Genomic DNA, 21,308 nt, shown 5'->3' with positions numbered 1-21,308 from the left:
GAGAGGTAAAAAATAACTAAACTGCATTTGACTTGAAATCCCTAGCAGCCTTCCGCAGGCCTTCATCCAAGCTCTCAACAGGACGCCAGTCCAATAGCTCGCAAGTTTTTCTAATGTCAACCTGAAGCGAACCGTTAAGCCTAAGGGCTATATCCCTGCGCCCGAGCAAGGCAGCGCCTATATTCAAAACAACTGGTGGCATGGGAATTAACACAGCTTTTTTTTCCAAAGCCTTCCCCATCCGTACCAATAGCTCAGTAGTGGAAACATCCTCACCATCACTAACCATAAATATTTGATTTGCTGCTTTTGGATGATCCAGGCAGACCAGAATCAAGTCTACCAAATTACCCAGAGAGACCAGGCTTCGTTTGTTTCGAATGTCACCTAGCGGCAAGGGAATACCACGACTCAACCAACTCATCATGCTACGGAAGTTTGCCTTTACTCCTGGGCCGTATACTAAAACCGGACGAATAATAACAACCTCCATTCCAGACTCTTCGGCGATACGTTTTAATCCTTGCTCTGCCTCCATTTTTGAAATGCCATATGGATCTATCGGTGCCGGAGTATCATCCGCTTGGTATGGGCAGCCAGGGACAGTGGCCTCCCCATTAACTTTTATGGAGCTTAAAAAAATGAATCGCTTCACTCCAGCTACAGCTGCCTTACGCGCCAAATCAAGAGTAAAGCTCACATTTACCTTACGAAAATCAGCCAGTGGATCACTTGAGCTATCGTTCATGATATGAACACGTGCGGCACAATGAACAAGCGATCGAACACCATTCATAACCGAATCGGAGATCATACCGGTTTCAGGTAAAATTGCAGTCTGAACGTCCGCTGGAAAATCTATAGTATTCTGTCGGACAAGCGCTACCACTTGTTTGTCATGAGATAACAATAGTTTAATCAGCGCAGAACCGACAAATCCGTTTGCTCCGGTGACGAGAACTTTCTCACTCACAATTAGACGCTCGCTCTAACTTTGAATAAATATCCAGATGTTGCTGTACTATTTTTTTTATATTAAATGCTCTTTCCGCCAACGCTCGACCCGCAATTCCCATCCTCTGTCGAACCTCAGCGTTTTGGATCAGCTCTTCAAGACTATCGGCCAAAGCCATAGCATCTCGTACTGGGACAAGCAAGCCCGTAACATTGGGATCGATCGCGTCACGGCAACCAGGAACGTCTGTAGTAACGACCGCCCGGCCACATGCAGCAGCCTCAACTAAAACCTTAGGTAGCCCTTCGCGATAGGAGGGCAACGTTACAATATTGGCATTGGTGAACAACTCTCCAATGTCCTTACGATAGCCTAATAACTCGATGATTCCTTCGTCCCGCCAAGTCGCAATTTCCGCAGGAGTAATGGTCGCCGGATTTCCAAGATCGACATCACCGACAATCTGAAACCGGGCAGCAACTCCCCTTAATTGAAGAATTTTCACAGCTTCGACAAATTCGATTACTCCCTTGTCCCGCAACAGCCGGGCAGCGAAACAGACAACGGGGGTTTGAGACATATTTTCTGGCATAAACGAATACAGATTCAGATCGACACCAGACCCGCGGATCATCTCGGCCTTGTTTCTATCTACTATGCTAAAACCTGTCAGAACAGCACAATCATCCGGATTCTGGAAAATTACGCGTAGATTTTTTTTGCCCAAGGCTAGCTTATAGAAAAAATTCACCACTTTACGTAATAGAGTGGCTTTAATCCCTTGGGAAACGAATACAAATCCGAGACCTGAAACTGCGGCGACAACCCCTTTCACTGGCGCAAAGCGTGCAGCGATTCCTCCGTAAATTACGGGTTTGATCGTAACCAAATGCAGGATTTTCGGCTTTACTTTCCAAAGCAGACGCCAGACAGAAAATAAAGAAAACAACTCACTGAACGGATTACTTCCACTTCGGGAAAGGGGCAACAAGTGATGAATAAACCCTTTATCCGTAATGCTGCTTACAGCTTCGCCGTCCATAGTCGCAATGTGCGTCTCATACCCCATCTCTTTTGCAGCTTCAGCAATTGCCAGTCGGTGCGAAATAAAAAAAGCAGGGTCATTCACAATCATCAGCAGTTTATCTGTCATTGCTGTATATCCAGCTAGATTTGAGGCAGCGTGGCTTTGAAAAAATCGAAGTCAAGAATAGCTTAAGATGCACCATCTCGCCAAACATCACACGCATTACTTCCCTGGGCAAATTTTCTTATAAGCCTCGCTGAAACGAGACTTGGCATAGCGCATTGTGAAATGCTCATAGATCCGAAGCTGTGCTTTTTGGCCCAAATCGGAACGATAAACGTCTCCTGCCGAAATTAAACACTTCAATCCTTCAGCCAAGGCACGAGGGTTCTGTGGCTCAACCACTATCCCTGTCTCACCGACTAGGAATGCGGCATCTCCGACATCCGTCGCCACGCAGGGCAATCCCATGGTCATAGCTTCACCCAATACGTTTGGAAACCCCTCTGTCCGTGAATGCAGACAAAAGATATCCATAGCCTTTAGGCAAACGGGGACATCCTTTCGTTCGCCCAGTAATACGAAACGCTCGGGGTATCCGGTCGAACGAATCAATGTCATTAATGGTTTATTTTCAGAGGTCAGATCACGACCAACAAGTAAAAACTTGACATTCGGATAATCGCCAAGCAACAGCGAAGCTGTCGAAATAAAATTTTCGTGATCTTTCGCCAAATTATATCGGCCGAGACTGCCCACCACCAAATCTTCTGGAGAAAAACCAGCAGCTATGCGAAGAGCTTGCCGCTCCTGCACCGAAGCCGTTAGCACCTCAGGATCGAATCCATTGGGAATGACCATCATCTTCGCACTGTTGTAGCCGATTCGCTCATGCTCGACCCTAGATGCATTGGCAGCACAGATGATCAATTTAGGAACGAAATGAGATAAAATAGCACAACATTGTCGAATCCATCCCGTAACTCTACTAACGCCGCTATTCACATTAGTGGTACGAATTCCCCAAATAACATTACGAACGCCGGCTAATCTAGCAGCGACACCACCAATCAAATCTGCATGATACATCCAAGTTTGAACAACATCGGGGGCATTTTTTCGAAAAATTTTATATAGATTAAAAAGCACTCTTGGAACATCAAGAGCGCCTCGCATATTCAGGGTGGTAACGTCTCGTCCTCTCGCTCGAAGTTCTGCTCCCAATCTACCCAGATCAGTTAATGAAATGATGGAATGATTTTGATCAATATCATTATTAAACGACTCAGAGAGTCGCAAGAGCATAAGTTCAGCACCGCCAATATTTAATCCAACGATGACATGAATGACTTTCATGAGCTCTGAGCCTCCAGCCATGCTTGAAACATCAATATGCTCCAGAGCTTGGTGGAATTATTCGCTTTGCCAGTCAGGTGGTCACTCCATGCTTTTCTAACTATGGTGGAATTAAAATAGCCCTCCTTTTTAAGACGCTGTTCCTGCAGCAGTGTTTCAGCCCAATCCCTGAGGGGGCCTCGCAACCAAGACGCAATAGGTACGGAAAATCCTTTTTTGGGACGCTCTATCATTTCTCGAGGCACGTGACGATATAGCACTTCACGGAGTATCCACTTACCTTTCCCGTCACGTATTTTCATACTCAGCGGCAGACGCCATGACAGCTCTACAACCTGGTGATCTAGCATTGGCACTCTAGTCTCCAGACTGTTTGCCATCGCGGCTCGATCCACCTTCACCAGAATGTCATCAGTCATATAGGTTTTGGCATCCATGGCCATCATCCAATTTTGATAATTATCTACTGAAGGCCAAGAACTTTTTGAGTTTAACAATGTAGGGGGCTCAAAAGCGCCCAAAACCAGCTGGTTTGGGTGCTGCCAATGACTAAGTAGCCGACGATAGAACTCCTCGCGATCCGGCGCTCCCATAACCTCTAAAAGCTTTTGCATTTTTCCTGGAAGAGGAGCAAGCCCCATAACCGATGCTGCGGCGCCTCGTAACGACAGAGGCAAACGATCAAACACACCCCACATACGTGGAGCAAACTGATAAGGATTATACCCCCCAAACAACTCATCGCCGCCGTCGCCGCTAAGGGCGACAGTCACCTGCTGCTTGGCGAGATGGCTCACGAGATAAGTGGGAATTTGCGAGCTATCCGCAAAAGGCTCAGAGTAGATCCCAGGTAGGCGAGGAATTACGTCCAAGGCGTCACTGGATTGGATATATATTTCCGTGTGTTCCGTTCCCAGATGCCTAGCTACCTCTAACGCGTGCTCAGCCTCGTTATATCCTGACTCGTGAAACCCGATTGTGAACGTTTTGACTGGACGGCTGCTTTGCTTTTGCATCAGAGCAACAATAGTGCTGCTATCTACACCGCCACTTAAAAAAGCGCCAAGCGGTACATCCGCTAACATTTGCCTACCAATCCCCTGAACTAGCTCAGACTCCAGTGCATCAATGGCCTGTTCCTCTGTACCATTAAAGGGATTCGCGATGCCTGCTTCGACCGCAACATTCATTTCCCAAAAGGGAATAGGCTGACTTTCCTCACTTATTGGCCCGGCTGACAACTGCAAATAATGACCCGGCAACAGTTTAGCTATTCCTGTATAGATACTATACGGCGCTGGAATATAGTTATAACGCATTAAAAGAGCCAATGCATTACGGCTGATCTGAGCCTTGAATGCTGGATGCACCTTAAGACACTTCAACTCAGAACCGAACAAAAGCACTCCATCTTGCCACCCCCAGTAAAGAGGCTTTTCACCCATACGATCACGGGCCAGAGTCAAGACACGAGTTTCACGATCCCATAAGGCGATCGCAAACATTCCCACCGTCGCGCGAAGCGTGCTTTCTATACCCCATGCCGAAAAACAGGCTAACAATGTTTCGGTATCAGAGTGCCCAGCCCAGCAAAAGCTACGCCCTTCATTAGCCAAACGGCTTCGAAGTTCCAAGTGATTATAGATTTCACCGTTAAAGGCAATGACATACCGGTCGCAGGGTGAAGCCATCGGTTGATGCCCCGCAGCCGAAACGTCGATAATTGCCAATCTTCGGTGAGAAAAACCAATTCCCGCATTTCCGTCGAACCACTCGCCGTTATCATCAGGTCCCCTGTGATAAATAGCATCGCCCATTCTTCTCAAGAGCCCTGGAGAATCGTCAAGATCCGCCTTTAACGTCAAAAAACCGGAAAACCCACACATTAGGTTCTTGTCCTTAAAATCACCATGCGATGCATAATAAAGCGCTCGACCATTACATTGCAATAGTGTTGCATTAATCACGGTGCGCGACCAACTAAAATATCACGCGCCCTCAATTTCAGCCTATATAATTTTCCACTCCCCATCCAAAACCAGGTTGGGAAAGTCTAGGAATCCATAGCATTAGGAAATAGAACAACAATAGCAACAAATACAGATACAACCGCCATGATGTCAATCGAAGCCCGGAAATCAACACAAGAAGCACAGAACTCTCGAAAATCCTTGCTGATATGGGTAGAAAAAAATATATAGCTAAATAAAAAACAAGCATCCCCATCTGAAAACTATTGCTGTTAAGAAACTTCTTCCCTTGCAGCAGAAATAGTATGGCAATAGTAAGCCAGTACACAAAACCCAAACCGCTAATCTGTAAACTACCTTCTCCGTAAACCTCTGCTTGCCTTGCCCCTAGACTGGAAGCCAACCAAAGAGTAACGGATGCGGCGCCTAAACCAACAAACGTAAAGGTTATAATTCGCAACCCTGACGAAAATCTAAGCCGAGCCAACATTACACTACAGTAGTAAATAACCAGCACAAAGAAAAACGAAGCGTGAACAAAAGGAGTAAGGAGCATAAACAGATTACGAACCCATTTACCTCTTGAAAACCATCCAATTAGAAAAAAAGCTACGGCCAAACCCTGTCGGAGATGGACAATATAATTTTTCATCACTTGCGGCAAAAGTAAAAACAGCAACAAGATCAAAAAGTACTTACTATCAATCTTAAGGGATAGATAAGCAGTTATGAATGCGGATAGAAATACGACAAGTCTTACCACCGTTTCATCAGCAAACACTAACGAAAGTGCGACATTCACCAACAACCATACCGGCTCATTTGTAAGAATATAAAGCCATCCCTCTCCGCTCCCTCGCTCAAAAATTTCCGCGGAACTTGAAGCATATGTCAGATAGTTTTCTCTATCCACAAAAGCATCAACTGGCAGCGAAGCCAGGCCCAAAGCGAATATCAACGCCAATATAAAACAGGCCAATAAATAGCGAGACATGTTAATTGAGAAATAAATATCTACTCTCCTAATTCTTACTATCCGACAATAATTTTCTCAGTCACTCAACCGTACTTACTGTCTGACTCAACGTCCGTCCCTTAAGCCTTAACAAAAACGAGTACACTACAAAACTGCCCGTATAAAGCAGACGATAAAGCACGCGCGACTTCGATATCAAACTTGAATCCAACACGGGTTCCGGACTGACCTTGGCAAAGTTCTCCACACACGTCTCGACAGAAAATATTGCCGACTTTGCTACGTGTGCCTCACTTAACGCCTGTTTCTCAGCCTCCGTGTAATTATTAAAATCAACAAACATCTTTACCACATCTTTCTTAGGATACAACCCGTCCTCATTATAAGAGAAACCAGGCAACTCACTCAAAAAACCGTATGTAGAAGGCTCATTGGTATTCTCAATTCCGATCAGCGATGGAACGCCCAATCCGGCAGCCTCAACCAAAGCGGTTCCTGACCCCACAAAAACGTCAAATTGCGACACCACATCAGTGAAAGCTGAATATTCAAGGCTTCCCTTAAGAGACACAACCTCTTCCAGATCCAGCGCTTTTATCTTATCCGACATTATGTTTTCTAAAGGACCATATCCGTAGATACTATAACTAACTTTAACCCCCAACTTTCGGAGACTGTTAACTACATCTAGCATCCAGAGATTATACCCTTTAAACTCCACTAGACGACCCACCGAACAAATGGACAGTTCATCACCGAACTTTTTGGGGATGGGGTTTGCTAACTGGTCAACCACTCCAAGAGGAAACAAGCTAACATCACTGAAGTCCTTTCCAGTTATGGTTGAATAACGTTCAACCATCTTTTCGTTAAAAAAAATCAAACCACGTGCGTTATGCAAACAGAAAAATATTTGACGATTGTTTTTTTCGAAGAAAGGTAATTTTTTCAAGCCCCCCCCCAAGAAAACTCCATGGAATGGTAAAGACCTATCGAGATAGGTAAGCTCCTTCCTATGATTGCGCTTAAACGTATCAGCATATGGGCGCAAAATCCGTTCGAAACATGCGCACTGCTAATCCCATCAAATATTTCTTTCAGCATCGAATATTGGAGCGGATAGAGCAAAGAAAAATGATAAACAACAGCACGCCTCGGAAGCGGCAACAAAAGTATTTCATCCAGAAAATATACATCCGCATACTCTCTGGCTCGACGCACAAGCTCAGCATCACTTTTACTTTCAGGTGAAAGAATTAAAAATTTAGTCATCAATCCTTTCTTTTTTCTGCATTGAGCCATCCGCACATAGAATGTTTCAATTCCACCGATTGCTAAAGAACCATGAACGAATAACATTTAGAAGCGACCTTTCGCCAAAACATAAAATTGCTGTATCTGTCCGATATAGCTCAAAATACAGATCATTAAGATCACAAACCAAGCGACATGTATTTCTGCCTCATACTCATTACCATAGAGGGCGCCAAAAGCACTTAGCAGGATTACTAGTATCGAGCACACATAAAATTTTATATTTGAAAACGAGACCCACAAAAAATTTGACATTTCTGTTTTAAGTATTAAGTACAGAAAAAAGGAAATAGCCGTAGCGGCTGCTGCGCCACCAGCGCCAAATGAAGGTATCAGAAAATAATTCAAGCTTAAATTTACGGCCATACAAATAATGGTGATGACAGGAAGGAATTTCGTCTTTTTTGAGATACTAATCCCGATCCCAGTGACTTCCGTCACCATCATGTAGAGCGGCGGAACCAAGCATGCAGGTAGTAAAAATTGAACCGTTAGGTATTCAACAGGAAGAAAATAGCTGATCAAGAAGGAAAACAAAGCGGCTAGACAAATTAGCAATAATGAGAATACCTGGACCGCGTCGGCTACTCCTTTCATCTTTCCTTCAGCTAAATCTTCTGACACCCATTTATAAATCAGTGGATGCCACATTGTTGTGAAAATTTGTTGAAATAGGATTGCAGCTCCCGCCAAGGTAGATGCCACCGCATAAATACCCAGCTGCGCCAACGATGAAAACTCCTTGAGCATTATTCTATCTATAAAATTCAATCCCCAAAAAGCGATTCCACTTATCATTAACGGAAAGCCAAAGCTGATTAGCTCCTTCAGCCTCTGGCTTTCCAAGAATTCACATCTGAACGAAATATATTTATCATTCAGAAAAAAAAGCATGATAATTACAACTAACGACCAGCTTATACTTTGCATACCAGACAAAATGATAAAACTTTTCTTTTCTGGAAACAAAAATAGACTAGCAACAAGAACCAAGAATAAAAGTTTGGGAAGCACCCTAGTCATACTATAGGCAAAAGACATTTCTTTCATCCGAATAAAAACGGAAAAAAAACGCTCCAAATACAACATAATGGCCGAAAAACAAAAAATAGTGAACAGCGTAAAATCTTTAATATCAAACAGGCGAAAGGAAATTTCTTCGACGTAAAAACATGCAACAATTATTGAAAATAGCAACAACAATAAACCTGGCGCTATGCACGCTCTTGCCAAAACTGTCGCATCATCCACTTCATTGAATTTTCTAACATAAGACTGGTCGAGTCCAAAAGAGAAGAAAACAACTATTAGAGATAACGACAGTTGAAATAACGCGACTCGCCCGACATCTTCGGGAGAAAACATCCAAGCGAGTATAGGCAGCGTGATGAGACTAAGTATTGCCCCGAAACCGATTCCCGAGGCATAAATAAAAACTGTTCTTACGTTCAACGAAAAAATCTCTGAACGGCGTCAATAATCTGAATAATATTTTCTTCAGATATCCCGTACCAAATGGGCAACCGAATGAGCTGCTCACTTCCGCTTGTTGTTTGAGTGTCCCTGCCATGGAAACGACTGTAACGTTCCCCGCATGCCGCAGAGTGAAGAGGCACATAGTGGAAAACAGCATGAACACCGGCATCAGATAAATGCTTCAACAGCTGAGTTCGAACTTCTAAATTAGCCACCTTTAAATAAAACATATGAGCATTATGCTCACATTCAGAGGGCACCGTTGGGAGAGTAATATAGCCATCCCTCTCCAAAGATTGGAGACCTGTGCTATATTTAACCCATACATCCATTCTTGCTTTCTTTATAGTATCCGAAACCTCTAGCTGCCCCCAAAGATAGGCGGCCTGAAGATCAGATGGCAAATAACTACTTCCAATATCTACCCAGCTATATTTATCGACCATTCCACGGAAAAACTGACTACGGTTGGTTCCTTTCTCACGAATTATCTCAGCTCGATTAACAAACTGAGAATCGTTGATTATTAATAGCCCTCCTTCGCCGCCGCTCGTATAGTTTTTCGTTTCATGAAAACTATAAGCCCCTAGATGTCCAATACTACCTAGAGCACGACCTTTATAGCTCGCCCCTTGACCTTGTGCTGCATCCTCGATTACAAAAATATTATGGCGCGCAGCAATGGCCATAATTATGTCCATTTCACAAGAAACTCCAGCGTAATGGACAGGAACAATAGCTTTTGTTTTTTCTGTTATAGCTTGTTCAATAAGATTCTCATCAATATTCATTGTATCAGGTCTGATATCAACAAAAACGATGGTTGCTCCCCTTAGAGCAAAAGCGTTAGCTGTACTAACAAAGGTATAACTTGGCATTATAACTTCATCGCCTGGCTGAATATCCACCAATATGGCAGCCATCTCCAAAGCATGCGTACACGAGGGGGTCAATAGGGCTTTTTTACAAGGCAGCTCTCTTTCGAACCATTGATGGCATAGACCGCTAAAGTATCCATCGCCTGATATTTTGTCACTGCGCATAGCAGACAAGACATGCTTTTCTTCATTGCCAGTATATGGTGGTTTATTGAAAGGAATCATAGCTTTTTCTCATCAATTCAGTTATGGAGCGCTATAAGGACATGAGTTAAAACTACTTAAAATGCCCAGAAGCCAAAAACCAACGATCTGATAATCGATCTACTCACTTTTTAGCTGGGAAGCGTAGGCCAAAAACTTACTCTCCAGCGCCAATAAATCTTTTTTCCTATCCCGAATGCGTCTCGCGGGGATCCCCAAATAGATGCCCCACGACCCGGTATCCTTGGTAACCAAAGTCATAGCACCTACCGAGCATCCCTCCTGAATAGTGACTCCGGGAAAAATTGTAGAATTTGCACCGACAATCACATGTTTCTCTAACACTACAGCAGCAAACTTTTCCTTTTTGAACTGCTTAGGTATTAAAGAATTTGTAAGTGTTTCACCACTATAATCATCTGATTGAGCAAATACTTTCACTCCATATGCCAGCGTACAAAAGTCCTCCAATACGATCCCAGGGATTCCTCCAGCTACTAGGCACATCGGAGTAATGTGATTATATTTCCCAATCTTAACATTGCCGGATATTATGCAAAAATCATCTATACGAGAGTAATCTCCTATTTCGATATTTTCTGCATTATAGATGCAAGCCTTATCGCTTATTTTTACGCCCTCGCCGACCTTTTTGAGGCCTAGCGCCTTAAGCTCGGTAGAATTCAAATAAGCCATCCTACATCTCCCGCAAATCAGTTAAGAAAATCAACATACCAAGGCATCGCGCGCTTGATGCCTTGCTCAATATTAAATTGTGGATCGTACCCCAATAAACTTTGTATCTTACTTATATCGGCCTGGGAGTGTCTTACATCCCCTTCACGGAAATCACGATAGACCACTTCTTTTTTGTAAGGAATATTGTTTTTTAGCAATTCATTCTTCAAAATAGAAAACAACATATTTAAATCAGTGCGACCGCTTACCGCAACATTATAAACTTGATTTAGAGCGTTTTTGTCGGTGGTTGTAGCAGCTAGAAGATTAGCTTGCACGGTATTTTCTATAAAGCAAAAATCACGGCTGGTTTGGCCATCACCATTAATAAATACACTTTCATCCTTGATCATAGACGAAGTCCATTTGGGGATCACCGCAGCGTAAGCGCCCTCTGGATCTTGACGTTTTCCAAATACATTAAAGTAGCGTAAACCAATAGTATTGAATCCATAGCAGCGAGCAAAAACTTCTGCATATAATTCATTTACATATTTTGTTACTGCATAGGGCGATAATGGCTTACCGATAACATCTTCAACTTTAGGCAAACCAGGATGATCACCGTAAGTCGAGCTACTTGCAGCATAGGTAAAACTTTTTACCGCTGCATTTCTGGCCGCCACCAACATATTCAAAAAACCGTCTATATTGGTAGAGTTGGTTGTTATCGGATCGTTTAATGATCGCGGGACGGATCCAAGAGCGGCTTGATGCAGCACATAATCAACAGAAGAACAAGCCTGCTCACAAACTTCTAAATTGCGTATATCTCCCTCAATAAACTCGAAACGTCGCCATTGTTCCGCAGTTACTTCTTTCCTGACCTCTTCAAGATTGTGCTTATGTCCGGTTGAGAAATTATCCAAACCGATAACATATTGATCAAGCTTGAGCAGAGTTTCAAGTAAGTTTGATCCAATGAACCCCGCCACGCCACTAATCAACCATTTTTTCGGGGATAATGGGAGTGTTTCAAAAAGGGTTTCGTAGCGAGTCATAAAAATTCCAGGTTTTTAGTTACCATAAATCTAAAGCGACGTTGTCCATGTCGTATTTTATTACAATCGAATATCGGACTCGTCAGCCGTCAATAAATACTTCAAATCATACAATACATGCTTGGACCGACCAAATCCTCGAATACTTTCAGCGCCAAGCTCTCGAAATTCATTATGTGCCACGGCAAGAACAATCCCGTCATAAAAGCCGGCTTGCGGTTCAGCTATTGGCGTAATGCCGTACTCATGTTCAGACTCCGCAACGCTTACCCATGGATCATAGACATCGACATCAATGTTATATTCAGCCAGTTCATTAACAATATCTACAATACGAGTGTTACGAAGATCGGGACAGTTCTCCTTGAATGCTAGCCCCATAATTAAAACGCGGGCCCCATCAACATGAATGCGGCGCTTTAGCATGGCTTTAACAAGCTGAGAAACGACATAGGCGCCCATGCTGTCATTTAGGCGCCGTCCCGCAAGAATAATTTCAGGGTGGTAACCAATAGCTTGGGCTTTATGAGTCAAATAATATGGATCAACACCGATGCAATGCCCACCTACCAAGCCTGGTCGAAACGGCAGGAAATTCCATTTAGTACCCGCAGCCTGTAATACGGCTTCCGTATCAATTCCCATTTTATTGAAAATAATCGCCAGTTCATTAATCAAAGCAATATTAAGATCACGTTGAGTATTCTCAATAACCTTTGCCGCTTCGGCTACTTTAATACTGCTGGCTTTATGAGTTCCCGCGATGATAATTTGATTATACAAATCATCGATGAGATCCGCGGTTTCGGGAGTAGAACCTGAAGTCACTTTTTTTATCGTGGTAACACGGTGTTCCTTGTCCCCCGGATTGATACGCTCAGGGCTGTATCCCACAAAAAAGTCAACATTATAGGTCAAACCGGAAATTCGTTCCAATACTGGAACACACTCTTCCTCGGTAGCGCCTGGATAGACAGTCGACTCATAAATAACGATATCGTCCTTCTTAAGAACTTTACCTATAGTTTCGGATGCTTTAATCAGCGGCATAAGATCTGGCTGATTGTATTTATCGATAGGTGTTGGCACGGTAACGATAAAGGTATTACATTGAGCAAGGTCATCCAAAGAGCAGCTATAACTGATGTATTTGGCTTCTTTTAACTCTACAGCACTTACTTCAAGTGTAACATCGCACCCAGATTTTAGAGCATCTATACGAGGCTGATTAATATCAAATCCAACTACCGAACGGTGCTTAGCGAACTCAACAGCTAAAGGTAGCCCTACATAACCAAGACCGATGACGGCAAGTTTGATATTCTTCAATTCATGCATAATTAAAAACCCAGTTCAATAAATTAATAAGTTTTATTTAAAAGCAACAAACGCGCATTTGAAAATACCGTCCGACGAGCGTCAGTTACCTCTTGTACTCTGGAGCTAGCTGATAGTAGAAAACCGGCGAAAGAGCTTATTGTATTATCTATCCTGAGAGCAGAACTTAACCAATGCCGCTCTACATCAGCAAAAAAATTGTTGGAGAGGTCCTTGAATAGCAAGACTTGGAAGGATTGAGCCTCCCCTTTCGCATTTTCTTTATACAAGGGAAGAACGCGCCACCCTAAAGAGAACTGCGCTGGTAGAATCCGACCTATCGATTTTTTTCGTATGGACCCGCATCGCACCAGGCATCGACCTTTCTGCCAAAAAGGATTAGATTCAATAGTCGTCTTACCAATACTCATGATCAGTACCTGAAACATTAATTCTTTCCCGCTCCGCCCACGAGCCCCCTCATCTGGGGCCTGAGAATAGGCAAATTTCTCGGATTACTCAGAGCAGCAAATGAAAAACAACGAATTAGACGCACAGATTATACGACTATCAGAAGAAAATCCGTAGTCGCAATTGCAAAGATCAAGAATGCTTTTGGCCTGCCGCACACCTGGGATTTAAATTGGCCCTGCGCGCTGGGAACGCGGCGGGATGCCTGTCTGCTGGCAGAGGGGATATTTCAGCATTTGGCCTTCAGAATTTCGGGATTCGCGAAGCGAATAACCAGCCTACGCAATGCATAGGCGGGGCATCGGCCACCTGCAAAAATAGGGCTCACGATGAAGCCCCAAAGCTCGCCCTTTCCGACTGCCTTAGGTCCTAAGGAGACGGCCGCCTTACGATATTCGAACCAACCCTTCAAAAACCTTTTGGAGGATAGGCATTTAAAGCACCCTTCCAAAAGATGAAATCAAATCGAACCAGCTGCTTTACTTACAGCCGTTTAAAAAACATCCGGATCAATGCAAGAAAACCACCAAGCACTAGACCAGCGGCAAAACCAATAATCAGAATTAAAGCTTTGCGTGGTTTTATCGGACTTGCGGGAACTTCAACATTACCGTCCTGCCGATAAACAGAAATACGCTCAGGGTCTATATTTAATTTACGATAAAAATTATAACGCATCTGCAACGATCGCAAATCTGATATAAATGCGTCATCCGATGTCCTTGATTCCAGCGCCTTGATCTCAGCTGCTAGCGCTTTACTGCCTCGCTGGTAATCCATCTTATTGCCGGCATCTACCGTTATATCGACCGCAGCAGAAGAGTTTATAGTCGACGTCGTTAGACCAATTGACTCAGCGATCTTCAGCGCCTCACGCAGCTGCTGAATTCGATCCTCACGGATCCGCTGTGCAGCCTCACGCAAACTAATAATACGCTGCTCGAGATTACGCGCCTTCACAGACGCTTCAGTCGTCACGTTCTTGATTAGTTCTGACTCAGCAGCCTCGCTGGCGCGCGCGACGTAGGCTTTGGCCCATTCAGTTGCGCGTATGGGATCGCTGCCTTGAACAGCCACCGAGAAACGATCCGGAGTACTCTTGCCAGGCCCTTTGATTACCAGTTCCCGAGAAAAGCGCTCATATAAGCGGTCAAGCGCTCCCCTGCGCTGCGACTCCTCAAGCGAAGGTAGATATATTTCATTAAAGAAAGCCTGCCGAAGAGACTCACCCTGGAGATTTCGAGCAAAAACATCATAAACATGCTTGATGGAATAGGTATCCAGCTCGGTACTTTTTCCTCGCCCGTAATTCAACTCGGCAATGCCGTTTTGAGTAGGAGGCATGATAAAAAGCTCGGCTTCATATACCGGCTTACTAAGAAATGCGTAAGCCGCTGCGCCTACCGTAACTAAGAGAGTGATACCTACTATCAACCATTTCTCAGCCCAAAGCCCACGCACAAGTTCAATGAGATCTATTTCATCGGCGCCACGCTCTTCAACACGATTATTCTGCATGTACGGCCTCTCTTCCATTTTTTAAGACGCCACTTACAGGCACACCGAGCGCATTAAAAGGCACGACGAGCAGTGTTCCGCTGGAAAAAGCGGCAAACAAAGAGAGATTAATTACAAGCAAAACACACCCAAAGTCAGAAAAATTATCGGTAGCGATCCTTACACCAAGACTACTGGGCTCACACATCCATTATTTCAACCGTCGACGCGTCCCCACCAGCCATGCAAGCAAAGGGCCTACTACCATACCAACGAGAAGCGCCAGCAGCACGCAAATCGAAACCGGAAGCTGCGGCACTAACCATCCCAGAAACGACAGTGAGACTGGCTGATTATTTTCAAGCACGAACAGTACGATAGCAGAGACCAAAAGCAGCGCTAGTATGACAAGCGCAAAGCGCTTAAAGTTTCGCATAGATACCCCTTCTTTTCAAACCTCCGTCAGAGCTCATCCCCCTCCTCCTCATTCACACGATCCCTAAGCTCTTTGCCTGGCTTGAAATGAGGGACGAACTTTCCATCAAGGCTGACGGACTGACCCGTTTTGGGGTTGCGCCCAACCCGCGGAGCGCGGTAATGCAGGGAAAAGCTGCCGAAACCGCGGATCTCGATGCGATCTCCAGTCGCCAGGCACTGGGACATCTGTTCAAGCATGGTCTTGATGGCCAGCTCCACATCCTTGGATGAGAGCAGCCCTTGATGGGTGACAATTCGTTCGATCAACTCCGACTTCGTCATATTTTTCCCTTCTTTTTCAAGCAGCTAGGAAAATCGCTTGAAAAGGTTTTAGCATGACCGGAGGGATTTGAACAGCCCAAGTATTGACATTCTTCTTGACTCCCCTACCGCCTCTTTCCGCGCAAGCAGGGAGATGCTACCGACAGATGACCAGCATCGTACGAGTCACATAGCCAGCCGGATTGAAACCAAAGGGATACCAATCTTCGTCCTTCGCGTCGTCGGATCGGGTAATCACCTTGTAGCCAGCACCTTTACACTCCCTTGCAGCTCTCTTATGGCACTTCTCCCAGCCGGAACCCAATCCCGAGCAGTCGACCTCGATACCGCTGACACCACGCACTGCGTGGGTCTTGGCGCTTGTAGAGCAACCCGCCAGCATCAGGACGACCAACACCAGAAAGAACTTGTTCATTCAGATCCTTTAGGTAGAGAGCCTGGACCCATTACGCACACAAGCCGGAACTCCCTTGGATAGATTATTGATCTGCTTCATAAAAGAGACACTCCGGTTGAGGGGTTGGTTTCGTAGCATCTCGAATGGTCGCAGTTTGGCAGCGCTTATGGGAGTCGGAAAAATCTGAAAATATCGCAGGCACAAAAAAGGGCGACCGAAGTCGCCCTTTTTCTATGGTCTGACAGAACTCAGTTCTGTTTTTCCATCTGTGCACGCAGCAGGTCGCCCAGAGTGGTAGGACCAGCAGCAATGTCAGAGGTAGCTGGCTTGTCGCGCAGGCTCTGGATTGCTTCTTTCTCTTCAGCATCGTCTTTCGACTTGATGGAGAGCTGGATTACGCGGCTCTTGCGGTCAACGCTGATGATCTTGGCTTCTACTTCTTCGCCTTCTTTCAGAACGTTGCGCGCGTCTTCAACGCGGTCTCGGCTGATTTCGGAGGCTTTCAGAGTCGCTTCGATATCGTCGGCCAGAGTGATGATGGCGCCTTTGGCGTCAACTTCTTTCACGATGCCCTTAACGATTGCGCCTTTGTCGTTCTCTTGAACGTACTCGGAGAACGGATCGCTTTCCAGTTGCTTGATGCCCAGGGAGATGCGCTCGCGCTCTGGGTCAACCGACAGGATAACGGTGTCCAGCTCGTCGCCCTTCTTGAAACGACGTACGGCTTCTTCGCCCACTTCGTTCCAGGAGATGTCGGACAGGTGAACCAGGCCGTCGATGCCGCCGTCCAGACCAATGAAGATACCGAAATCGGTGATCGACTTGATGGTGCCGGAGATTTTATCGCCCTTGTTGAACTGGCCAGAGAAGTCTTCCCATGGGTTGGACTTGCACTGCTTGATGCCGAGGGAGATACGACGACGCTCTTCGTCGATGTCCAGAACCATGACTTCCACTTCGTCGCCGACTTGTACGACTTTCGAAGGGTGGATGTTCTTGTTGGTCCAGTCCATTTCGGAAACGTGTACCAGGCCTTCAACGCCTTCTTCCAGCTCAGCGAAGCAGCCGTAGTCGGTGAGGTTGGTAACACGAGCGGTGACGCGGGTGCTTTCTGGGTAACGGGCTTTGATAGCGACCCATGGATCTTCACCCAGTTGCTTGAGGCCCAGGGAAACACGATTACGCTCGCGATCGTACTTCAGAACCTTGACATCGATCTCGTCGCCAACGTTGACGATTTCCGAAGGATGCTTGATACGCTTCCAGGCCATGTCGGTGATGTGCAGCAGGCCATCGACGCCACCCAGATCGACGAATGCGCCGTAATCGGTGAGGTTCTTGACAATACCTTTGACCTGTTGGCCTTCCTGCAGCGATTCCAGCAGAGCTTCACGCTCGGCGGAGTTCTCGGCTTCCAGGACACTGCGACGGGAAACGACAACGTTGTTGCGCTTCTGGTCCAGCTTGATGACCTTGAATTCCAGCTCTTTGCCTTCCAGGTGCGTGGTATCGCGCACTGGACGGACGTCAACCAGGGAACCTGGCAGGAACGCACGGATGCCGTTAACGTCGACAGTGAAGCCGCCTTTAACCTTACCGTTGATAACGCCCTTGACCACTTCCTCAGCTGCGAAAGCCGCTTCCAGAACGATCCAGCATTCAGCGCGCTTGGCTTTTTCACGGGACAGCTTGGTTTCACCAAAGCCATCTTCAACCGAGTCCAGCGCAACGTGAACTTCGTCACCGACGTTGATGTTCAGTTCGCCAGCGTCGTTGTAGAACTGCTCAAGCGGGATGAGTGCTTCAGACTTCAGACCAGCGTGAACGGTTACCCAGCGAGCTTGGTAATCGATATCAACGATAACACCGGTGATGATGGAGCCTGCCTGAAGGTTCAGGGTTTTCAGGCTTTCTTCAAAGAGTTCCGCAAAGCTTTCGCTCATTTTAATTCCTGTTGATTAGGGCGAAGAATACGCCCGCCTCCACATCCCAGACGATGTGGGTTAGTTTCATATAAAAGAAGCATCGCAGGACTATGACTGGTCCCCTGCGAAGCTTCCTGGTCACCCGGCGATATCGCGAATGGCGATCTCGCTCATGATGCGTTGCAGCACCTGATCGATGGACAACTCCGTGGAATCCAGCTGTATCGCGTCGGCCGCCGGCTTGAGCGGGGCTACTGCGCGCTGGGTGTCACGCTCATCGCGTGCACGGATCTCATCTAGCAGACTCGACAGACTAACATCCTCGCCTTTGCCCTTCAACTGCAAATATCGGCGACGCGCCCTCTCCTCCGCACTGGCGGTGAGGAAAATCTTCAGCGGCGCATCAGGGAAAACCACCGTACCCATGTCGCGACCGTCCGCCACCAACCCCGGCGGCTCCTGGAATGCGCGCTGGCGCTGCAGCAAGGCTTCGCGCACCGCCGGCAGCGCGGCGACCTGGGAGGCCCCGGCGCCCACGCTTTCGGTACGAATGACGTCACTGACCTCATCGCCTTCCAGAATGATGCGCTGGAGCTGACCGTCGGTCGCGGCAATGAATTGCACGTCCAGATGAGCGGCCAGTGCCTTGAGCAACTCTTCGTTGGTCAGGTCGACGCCATGGTTCGCGGCAGCGAACGCCAATAGACGATACAAGGCACCCGAATCAAGCAGGTTCCAGCCCAGCTGCCTGGCCAGGATCCCGGCGACGGTACCCTTGCCCGAACCGCTCGGACCATCGATGGTGATGACCGGTGCCTTGATATTCACGACTGCGCCTCTTGTGCCACTCGGATACCGACCTGTGCGCACAGCGCCAGGAAGTTCGGGAACGACGTCGCGACGTTGGCGCAATCATGGATGCGAATCGGCGCGCTGGCGCGCAAAGACGCAACACTGAAGGCCATGGCGATACGATGGTCACCGTGACCATGGACTTCGCCGCCGCCGATCTGGCCGCCGTCGATGATGATGCCGTCCGGCGTTGGCTGGCACTTGACGCCAAGGGCGAGCAAGCCATCAGCCATCACCTGGATGCGATCCGATTCCTTGACCCGCAGCTCTTCGGCGCCCGTCAATACGGTGCGCCCTTCTGCACAGGCGGCCGCCACGAACAGCACCGGGAACTCATCGATGGCCAGCGGAACCAGCGCCTCCGGAATCTCGATACCCTTGAGTTTAGCTGCTCGTACGCGCAGGTCCGCCACAGGCTCGCCGCCGACTTCACGCTGGTTTTCCAGAGTGATGTCAGCCCCCATCAGGCGCAGGATGTCGATCACGCCGGTACGCGTCGGGTTGATGCCGACGTGCTCGAGCACCAGGTCGGAGCCTTCGGCGATCGAGGCGGCCACCAGGAAGAATGCCGACGACGAGATGTCGCCCGGCACTTCGATGTGGGTCGCGGTCAGCTTGCTGCCAGACTCGACGGACGCCGTGGCGCCATCGACCGTGACCGGGTAGCCGAAGCCGCGCAGCATGCGCTCGGTATGGTCGCGGGTCGGGGCCGGTTCGGTGACAGTGGTCTTGCCTTCGGCGTAGAGACCCGCCAGCAGCAGGCAGGATTTCACCTGGGCGCTGGCCATTGGCATGGTGTAGGTCAGGCCCTTGAGCTTGTTGCCACCGCGGATGATCATCGGCGGACGACCGTCGGCGGCAGTCTCGATGACCGCGCCCATTTCCCGCAACGGGTTGGCGACGCGATTCATCGGGCGCTTGGACAGCGAGGCATCACCGGTCAGGGTGCTGTCGAAGTCCTGCGCGGCCAGCAGGCCGGACAACAGGCGCATCGAGGTTCCGGAGTTACCCAGGTAGATTGGCCCCGGGGCAGGCTTGAGGCCGTGCAGGCCGACACCATGGATGGTCACGCGACCATGGTGCGGACCTTCGATGACCACTCCCATGTCGCGAAACGCTTGCAGCGTCGCCAGGGCGTCTTCGCCCTCGAGGAAGCCTTCCACCTCGGTCACGCCGTCGGCCAGGGAGCCGAGCATGATCGAACGGTGGGAAATCGATTTATCGCCCGGTACACGAATACGCCCGCTAAGGGAGCCACCAGGTTGTGCCAGGAAAATCAGATCGTTGGAGTTCATAGCGTCCACATAGGCCCGACGGGCCAGGATTTTACTGAAATGCTCGCGGGCCACCCTGGCGCGTGTGAAAACGCCCAGCAATTGGTGCCCGTCCCCTGCATCGACCGCGCCGCGCAAGGCGTCGAGGTCGCTGCGAAATGTATCGAGTGTGCGCAAGACAGCTTCGCGGTTGGCGAGGAAGATGTCGTGCCACATGACCGGGTCGCTTCCAGCGATTCTCGTGAAATCGCGGAAACCGCCGGCAGCGTAACGGAAGATCTCAAGATTTTCATTGCGTTTGGCCAATGAATCCACCAGGCCGAACGCCAACAGGTGCGGCAAGTGGCTGGTGGCCGCCAACACTTCATCGTGACGCTCGACCTGCATGTGCTCGACATCGGCGCCCAGTTCGCGCCACAAACGGTCCACCACCGCCAGCGCGGCTGGATCCGTCTGGTCCAGCGGCGTGAGGATCACTTTGTGGCGACGAAACAGTTCGGCGTTGGAGGCTTCCACCCCGCTCTGCTCGGAACCGGCAATCGGATGGCCGGGCACGAAACGCGCCGGCATCCCGCCGAAGGCCTCGGTGGCCGCACGTACGACGTTGCCCTTGGCGCTGCCGACGTCGGTCAGGATCGCTTGCCCCAGGCTCATGGTCGCCAGACGCGCCAGCAGTTTTTCCATCGCCAGGATCGGTACCGCCAACTGGATCACGTCCGCGCCCTGGCAAGCGATCGCCAGGTCATCCTCGCAACGATCAACCACTCCCAGCTCCACGGCCAGCTTGCGCGACTGCGGATCCAGGTCGACACCGACCACCTCGCGGCACAGACCGCTTTCACGCAAGCCCTTGGCAAACGAACCGCCAATCAACCCCAGGCCGACCACCACCAGGCGACCGATCATAGGGGCAGCAGGTTG

19 protein-coding genes are annotated in these 21,308 nt (G+C 48.0%); all 19 read right to left on the bottom strand.

Features of this window, described 5'->3' with window-relative positions; translation table 11 throughout:
• Positions 1-16 precede the first annotated feature (16 nt).
• Entirely contained in the window at positions 17-973 is a 957-nt protein-coding gene (locus LOY50_RS08265) for an SDR family oxidoreductase (protein ID WP_253472544.1), read from the bottom strand.
• The gene (locus tag LOY50_RS08260) at positions 966-2,108 is read right to left on the bottom strand and encodes a glycosyltransferase family 4 protein (protein ID WP_258690604.1); all 1,143 of its coding nucleotides are present in this window, start codon (positions 2,106-2,108) and stop codon (positions 966-968) included. Before LOY50_RS08260 ends, LOY50_RS08265 begins: the two co-directional genes overlap by 8 nt.
• Positions 2,109-2,204: 96 nt before the next feature.
• On the bottom strand, positions 2,205-3,338 hold the full coding sequence (locus tag LOY50_RS08255) for a glycosyltransferase (protein WP_253472538.1): 1,134 nt from the start codon (positions 3,336-3,338) through the stop codon (positions 2,205-2,207).
• Complete coding sequence (gene asnB, locus LOY50_RS08250; RefSeq protein ID WP_253478455.1) at positions 3,335-5,224, bottom strand: asparagine synthase (glutamine-hydrolyzing); 1,890 nt, start codon at positions 5,222-5,224, stop codon at positions 3,335-3,337. Before asnB ends, LOY50_RS08255 begins: the two co-directional genes overlap by 4 nt.
• 118 nt (positions 5,225-5,342) lie before the next feature.
• Positions 5,343-6,302: an EpsG family protein gene (locus LOY50_RS08245; protein WP_253472535.1), complete on the bottom strand. Its 960-nt coding sequence runs from the start codon at positions 6,300-6,302 to the stop codon at positions 5,343-5,345.
• A 61-nt stretch (positions 6,303-6,363) separates the two neighbouring features.
• Complete coding sequence (locus tag LOY50_RS08240) at positions 6,364-7,236, bottom strand: glycosyltransferase (RefSeq protein ID WP_258690603.1); 873 nt, start codon at positions 7,234-7,236, stop codon at positions 6,364-6,366.
• The gene (locus tag LOY50_RS08235) at positions 7,233-7,643 is read right to left on the bottom strand and encodes a hypothetical protein (RefSeq protein WP_258690602.1); all 411 of its coding nucleotides are present in this window, start codon (positions 7,641-7,643) and stop codon (positions 7,233-7,235) included. Before LOY50_RS08235 ends, LOY50_RS08240 begins: the two co-directional genes overlap by 4 nt.
• Positions 7,644-9,050: a lipopolysaccharide biosynthesis protein gene (locus LOY50_RS08230; protein WP_258690601.1), complete on the bottom strand. Its 1,407-nt coding sequence runs from the start codon at positions 9,048-9,050 to the stop codon at positions 7,644-7,646.
• A complete protein-coding gene (gene rffA / locus LOY50_RS08225; protein ID WP_253472526.1) occupies positions 9,047-10,177 on the bottom strand; it encodes a dTDP-4-amino-4,6-dideoxygalactose transaminase in 1,131 nt (376 codons plus the stop codon). The genes LOY50_RS08230 and rffA overlap by 4 nt, the downstream gene beginning before the upstream one ends.
• A 99-nt stretch (positions 10,178-10,276) precedes the next feature.
• Positions 10,277-10,852: a DapH/DapD/GlmU-related protein gene (locus tag LOY50_RS08220; RefSeq protein ID WP_253472523.1), complete on the bottom strand. Its 576-nt coding sequence runs from the start codon at positions 10,850-10,852 to the stop codon at positions 10,277-10,279.
• A 17-nt stretch (positions 10,853-10,869) separates the two neighbouring features.
• Positions 10,870-11,895: an NAD-dependent epimerase/dehydratase family protein gene (locus LOY50_RS08215; RefSeq protein ID WP_258690600.1), complete on the bottom strand. Its 1,026-nt coding sequence runs from the start codon at positions 11,893-11,895 to the stop codon at positions 10,870-10,872.
• Positions 11,896-11,955: 60 nt separating this feature from the next.
• The gene (gene tviB, locus LOY50_RS08210) at positions 11,956-13,233 is read right to left on the bottom strand and encodes a Vi polysaccharide biosynthesis UDP-N-acetylglucosamine C-6 dehydrogenase TviB (RefSeq protein ID WP_253472517.1); all 1,278 of its coding nucleotides are present in this window, start codon (positions 13,231-13,233) and stop codon (positions 11,956-11,958) included.
• Positions 13,234-14,166: 933 nt separating this feature from the next.
• Positions 14,167-15,201, bottom strand: a complete 1,035-nt coding sequence (locus LOY50_RS08205; protein ID WP_253472514.1) for an LPS O-antigen chain length determinant protein WzzB — start codon at positions 15,199-15,201, stop codon at positions 14,167-14,169.
• Positions 15,202-15,391: 190 nt separating this feature from the next.
• Positions 15,392-15,616, bottom strand: a complete 225-nt coding sequence (locus LOY50_RS08200; RefSeq protein ID WP_253472511.1) for a LapA family protein — start codon at positions 15,614-15,616, stop codon at positions 15,392-15,394.
• A 26-nt stretch (positions 15,617-15,642) separates the two neighbouring features.
• Positions 15,643-15,939 (bottom strand): integration host factor subunit beta, encoded by a 297-nt coding sequence (ihfB, locus tag LOY50_RS08195; RefSeq protein ID WP_003199243.1) that lies wholly within the window; start codon positions 15,937-15,939, stop codon positions 15,643-15,645.
• 136 nt (positions 15,940-16,075) lie between these two features.
• Positions 16,076-16,354, bottom strand: coding sequence for a hypothetical protein (locus LOY50_RS08190; protein WP_018602958.1), 279 nt, complete (start codon positions 16,352-16,354; stop codon positions 16,076-16,078).
• A 230-nt stretch (positions 16,355-16,584) separates the two neighbouring features.
• On the bottom strand, positions 16,585-18,279 hold the full coding sequence (gene rpsA / locus LOY50_RS08185; RefSeq protein WP_014337228.1) for a 30S ribosomal protein S1: 1,695 nt from the start codon (positions 18,277-18,279) through the stop codon (positions 16,585-16,587).
• A gap of 120 nt (positions 18,280-18,399) precedes the next feature.
• A complete protein-coding gene (gene cmk / locus LOY50_RS08180; protein ID WP_014337227.1) occupies positions 18,400-19,089 on the bottom strand; it encodes a (d)CMP kinase in 690 nt (229 codons plus the stop codon).
• Complete coding sequence (locus tag LOY50_RS08175; protein WP_258691214.1) at positions 19,086-21,293, bottom strand: bifunctional prephenate dehydrogenase/3-phosphoshikimate 1-carboxyvinyltransferase; 2,208 nt, start codon at positions 21,291-21,293, stop codon at positions 19,086-19,088. Before LOY50_RS08175 ends, cmk begins: the two co-directional genes overlap by 4 nt.
• Positions 21,294-21,308: the final 15 nt, after the last annotated feature.

Origin of the sequence: Pseudomonas sp. B21-010, assembly GCF_024749325.1 — a bacterium.
Taxonomy (GTDB): Bacteria; Pseudomonadota; Gammaproteobacteria; order Pseudomonadales; family Pseudomonadaceae; genus Aquipseudomonas; species Aquipseudomonas kilonensis.
This window is presented reverse-complemented; position numbering and strand designations above follow the sequence as displayed.

Coding starts and splice junctions, on each gene's coding strand:
- rpsA (WP_014337228.1), bottom strand. CDS start 18,279: ATGAGCGAAAGCTTTGCGGAACTCTTTGAAGAAAGCCTGAAAACCCTG.
- LOY50_RS08245 (WP_253472535.1), bottom strand. CDS start 6,302: ATGTCTCGCTATTTATTGGCCTGTTTTATATTGGCGTTGATATTCGCT.
- LOY50_RS08235 (WP_258690602.1), bottom strand. CDS start 7,643: ATGTTATTCGTTCATGGTTCTTTAGCAATCGGTGGAATTGAAACATTC.
- asnB (WP_253478455.1), bottom strand. CDS start 5,224: ATGTGTGGGTTTTCCGGTTTTTTGACGTTAAAGGCGGATCTTGACGAT.
- LOY50_RS08215 (WP_258690600.1), bottom strand. CDS start 11,895: ATGACTCGCTACGAAACCCTTTTTGAAACACTCCCATTATCCCCGAAA.
- LOY50_RS08190 (WP_018602958.1), bottom strand. CDS start 16,354: ATGAACAAGTTCTTTCTGGTGTTGGTCGTCCTGATGCTGGCGGGTTGC.
- tviB (WP_253472517.1), bottom strand. CDS start 13,233: ATGCATGAATTGAAGAATATCAAACTTGCCGTCATCGGTCTTGGTTAT.
- LOY50_RS08260 (WP_258690604.1), bottom strand. CDS start 2,108: ATGACAGATAAACTGCTGATGATTGTGAATGACCCTGCTTTTTTTATT.
- LOY50_RS08200 (WP_253472511.1), bottom strand. CDS start 15,616: ATGCGAAACTTTAAGCGCTTTGCGCTTGTCATACTAGCGCTGCTTTTG.
- LOY50_RS08175 (WP_258691214.1), bottom strand. CDS start 21,293: ATGATCGGTCGCCTGGTGGTGGTCGGCCTGGGGTTGATTGGCGGTTCG.
- LOY50_RS08255 (WP_253472538.1), bottom strand. CDS start 3,338: ATGAAAGTCATTCATGTCATCGTTGGATTAAATATTGGCGGTGCTGAA.
- ihfB (WP_003199243.1), bottom strand. CDS start 15,939: ATGACGAAGTCGGAGTTGATCGAACGAATTGTCACCCATCAAGGGCTG.
- rffA (WP_253472526.1), bottom strand. CDS start 10,177: ATGATTCCTTTCAATAAACCACCATATACTGGCAATGAAGAAAAGCAT.
- LOY50_RS08220 (WP_253472523.1), bottom strand. CDS start 10,852: ATGGCTTATTTGAATTCTACCGAGCTTAAGGCGCTAGGCCTCAAAAAG.
- LOY50_RS08205 (WP_253472514.1), bottom strand. CDS start 15,201: ATGCAGAATAATCGTGTTGAAGAGCGTGGCGCCGATGAAATAGATCTC.